Raw genomic sequence first — 3848 nt, forward strand, 5'->3', positions numbered from 1 at the left:
ACGAAGAAGTGCCAAGCTCGAATGAATATACGGGTAGGATACCAGATTCCTTATTCGCAGGCAAAGATTGATAACACGCACCTCAATCGCCTTAAACGGCGATTAGCTGCAAACCATTACCGATAATCATAAAAACAAATAAAATATGAACGAACGATATGCCAAATGTATTCCATTCGATAAGAATGTAAAAGGCAGGATTGGTGGTAATCCTCCTAAATGTATAGAAGAACAAATCCCCTGCGATTATAAGTTCTATGCAACATTAGTACATCCTGAAAAGGAGAATACTATGCTTTCTATCTTGATTCATCAAGACTATAATACTCTTATAGACAATAATATATATCCTTCAATAGCAGTAAAAATAGTAGAGCATGAATTTTCTGAAATTGGTAATTGTGTAGAAAGACGAAACGCTAATTTAAGAATGTGTTCTATTAGTGAATATTCAGAAAATAAGGATAGTGAGAATATGCTTGTAAAAATAGGTGGTACCCCTTCTCTGATTCAAGATGAAGAATACTATTATAAAGAATTAGAAGAACGGGGCTTTTCTTTTTTCTTGTCAATAGACGAGGATGGTTATAATGATGATGTTCTCATTGGCAGTTATCCTTTCGGATATGGAGCATTATACCTGTATAAGCATCATATAACCAATGAAATAATCGCAGGATTTTGGCAATGTTCGTAAAAAATCGGTAACAAGCACCTGTACCGCCTAACGGCGGCAAGCTGCAGCCCATTATAAACAATAAAACAAATTTTTATGGAAGATTTTGATATTCTAAAGAGATTTGACAATGATAAGCTAATAGATGTTGTGAAAAATTATAAGCGTTACGGCTATGATGATGAAATTCGTGATTATGCTATTAATTTATTGGAAGAAAGAGGCTGGAGCATTGAGGATTTGAAAACATTCGGTTATTGGGAAAATTCCGATTACGAAGAAGCATTGATACAATACAAAGCTTATTGTAGAAATTCACTGATAGCTGTCTGTGTCTTGGTATTAAGTCTTTGTATGCTGGTACCTATCTATCTTGTATTTGTTTTTATGGCATATCGGAATGTATGTAAGTTCTATCAGGCATTAGGGAGAAAGGAAGAAGCCGTATTCTCCTTTGACTTGTGTTGGCATGTTTTGTTGTTCTTCTACCTAAAAGAGAAAATGAAAGAGGAGTTAAAAGGAATAAGATAAGTTTATAACAAGGTCGAGAAAACAACTTAACGTTGTCTCTCACCGAACCATTAGCGAAAATATGTCAAAAATGAAACGGATAGAACTGTTTATGAATATACTATACTATTGTAATTATATGATTTTTTATAAGGTACAAAAAGGTATGGATTGGCTTATCTTCTCTATACTGGACAATACATGTACACGAGCGTTCTGCAAAAGCAATGGTTACTGGAAATATGTAAACAGCGTTAAACAGATGTATAATAAATCGATGTGGTTTTCAGAAAATAAAAAGAAACCGCCTGTTAATATTCTTAGTATGGCAGACACAGGAATTATTTTCTTTATTGGCATTAACTTATTTACAATGCTGAATGTCATGGATATAATAACAGATATAGGAGAGTATGACTTTTTCAATAATGAAATAGTGTTAGGATTAGGATGTATTATTTATTGCTTAATAATAGGTTTTACTCATAAAGTATTTATTGATAGAAACGATAAATATGTTTCCTATTTCAAAAAATTTAAAAAGCAGAAATTTTGGAAACTGTTTATATGGTATATACTATCTTATAGTATGTCTATAGCTTGTTTTTTTATAACTTTAAGGTTTACTCTGACAGAATAAATAACAGAAAGAGTATTTCGCTAACAACGCAGGATAACGGCAAGCCGTTCCCTGCTGAAGCATTAGATATAAAGACATGAGAATATTTGTATTGTATTGTTTACTCCTTTTCCCACTTGGCTGTGTTATAGCGAAAAACGGCTATGTGGCACAAAATTCAGTAAAGTATCATTCTTTGACTGAACAAGATACTCTTTATATAGAAACAGAAAAAACAGGATTTGAAACTCTATATAGACTGTGTTTTAATCAGCACGATGAAAAGAAGGTTGTTTTTGAGTTGAAAGCGGTAGATGATAGCAATATTGACTTCGTGCAAAGCTATACAATCAATGGAGTGAGAAAGTTTGATTGCTTTGCCGTGTATGATAATGTAGCGGACGGAAATCGTTTCCTATTCTTTGACTATGAGAGTCAAATTACTTATATAACGCCTACTTGTTTTTCCGGTTTCTATCCGATATGCAGTTCTGTGGACTTCTCAAAAACGGAAGTTCTGTTAAGAAACGAACATTACCCTTTAGGAGAGCCAAGCGACACGTTAAGTATCGACTGCAAGGTGACTTATGTGCCATTCGACTATAATAATCGAATTATAAAGGCATTTGTTGTTCCATACGCTCAAGTAAGAAAAGATAATAAATATCTAACAACGAAAGATAGCATCTGACGATGCTCCTTTCTAACCATTAGCAACAACTGATAAATAAAAGATAGTAATATGGAAACAGATATACCTTTTGAACTGACAAACGAACAGCGTAAATATTTAGGATTATCCCCAGTCGGTGATACTTGGAAATTAGTCTATTTTGAAAAGCAGTATTTGTATTATGATGGCAATATAATTCGTAAAAAGATAACAGTAGATGATGACGGTTCTTATTATGAAGCTGAGCTTTATGAGGTTACAGAAGAAAACCGCACTATCCTTTTACCCAAAACCAAGCGCGGAAAGCCTAAAAAGATGAATTATACAGCAACGTTGTCTTTCAGTCCGTTTGGTGTATATTTTATGTTTTCAGCAAAAGAAATAATCATAGCCAATTATACAACTCAAACAACATTCTACCATGAAAATCCGCAAAGCAATATATCCTTGAATGATTGGTTGAAGCAATGGATTTCTGAAACAACAGAAGAAGACCTGAAAGAAATTGAACTTTATAAAAAAGCCAAGCGGAAACACGTCAAATATAAAGAGGGGGATTTCTTCAGCTTTAAGATTGGAAGAAGAAAATGGGGATTTGGACGCATTGTATTGAATATTGCGCAACTACGAAAGTCTGCTACATTCATGGCTCAAAAGAATTATGGGTTAACTCATCTTATGGGGCAGGCTTTATATATAATGATTTATCAGAAAATAGCAGATACAACAGAGATTGACATAAACGAATTGAAACAGTGTAAAACCTTTCCCGTTCAGGCTATTATGGATAATACTATTTATTATGGCGAATACAAGATTATAGGAAACCTGCCTATAACAACTGATGAATGGGAGCCTATAATATCGTATGGCAGGAGTATTAGCGGACAGGATAAAGATACCGTATATTTACAATATGGAAGGATATTCAAAGAAACGACTATTGATAAATTTGATAAATATCTGAGGATTGAAAACATCATAAATCCTTATTGTAAAGAAGAAATAGGTTTTGGTATCAATAGTTATCACATTTTAGCCAATGAAATGAAATCATTAGTTACTGTTCAACGTAAACGTAAGAGTACAGATTTACGTGACCCTGAAAACATTGAAATAAAACGTGAGATATTTAGTTTCTTTGGATTAGACGCAGATAAGAGTTATGCTGAAAATCTAAAATTGGTGGGGATAAACGATTAAGTTGCTAACAGGGTCAAGTTAACAGCTAAACACTGTTCCTCACCAAAACATTATCAATCAAAATAAATTATAATACTATGTACGAAAATTTAAGTGAGAAACGGAAACAAGAGTTGGATACATTGAGAGAATGGGCAGTTTGCGCTGGAGATGATTACTATTTTTCA

5 protein-coding genes are annotated in these 3848 nt (G+C 33.3%); all 5 read left to right on the forward strand.

All coding sequences use genetic code 11. From position 1 onward, the window contains the following. The first annotated feature begins 145 nt into the window (after positions 1–145). The 5 genes from B5F25_RS20620 (at position 146) to B5F25_RS20640 (ending at position 3681) form a co-directional block, all read left to right on the forward strand. Entirely contained in the window at positions 146–697 is a 552-nt protein-coding gene (locus B5F25_RS20620; protein WP_087251718.1) for a hypothetical protein, read from the forward strand. A 75-nt stretch (positions 698–772) separates the two neighbouring features. Then, positions 773–1207 carry a hypothetical protein gene (locus tag B5F25_RS20625; protein WP_087251719.1) on the forward strand — a complete coding sequence of 145 codons (435 nt, stop codon included), beginning with the start codon at positions 773–775 and terminating at the stop codon, positions 1205–1207. 145 nt (positions 1208–1352) lie between these two features. Next, on the forward strand, positions 1353–1826 hold the full coding sequence (locus B5F25_RS20630; protein ID WP_239414107.1) for a hypothetical protein: 474 nt from the start codon (positions 1353–1355) through the stop codon (positions 1824–1826). A 76-nt stretch (positions 1827–1902) separates the two neighbouring features. After that, a complete protein-coding gene (locus B5F25_RS20635) occupies positions 1903–2496 on the forward strand; it encodes a hypothetical protein (RefSeq protein ID WP_087251720.1) in 594 nt (197 codons plus the stop codon). A gap of 51 nt (positions 2497–2547) precedes the next feature. Next, positions 2548–3681: an immunity 26/phosphotriesterase HocA family protein gene (locus tag B5F25_RS20640; protein ID WP_087251721.1), complete on the forward strand. Its 1134-nt coding sequence runs from the start codon at positions 2548–2550 to the stop codon at positions 3679–3681. Positions 3682–3848 lie beyond the last annotated feature (167 nt).

The sequence above is a fragment of the Bacteroides sp. An19 genome (assembly GCF_002160215.1).
Classification (GTDB): Bacteria; Bacteroidota; Bacteroidia; order Bacteroidales; family Bacteroidaceae; genus Phocaeicola; species Phocaeicola intestinalis.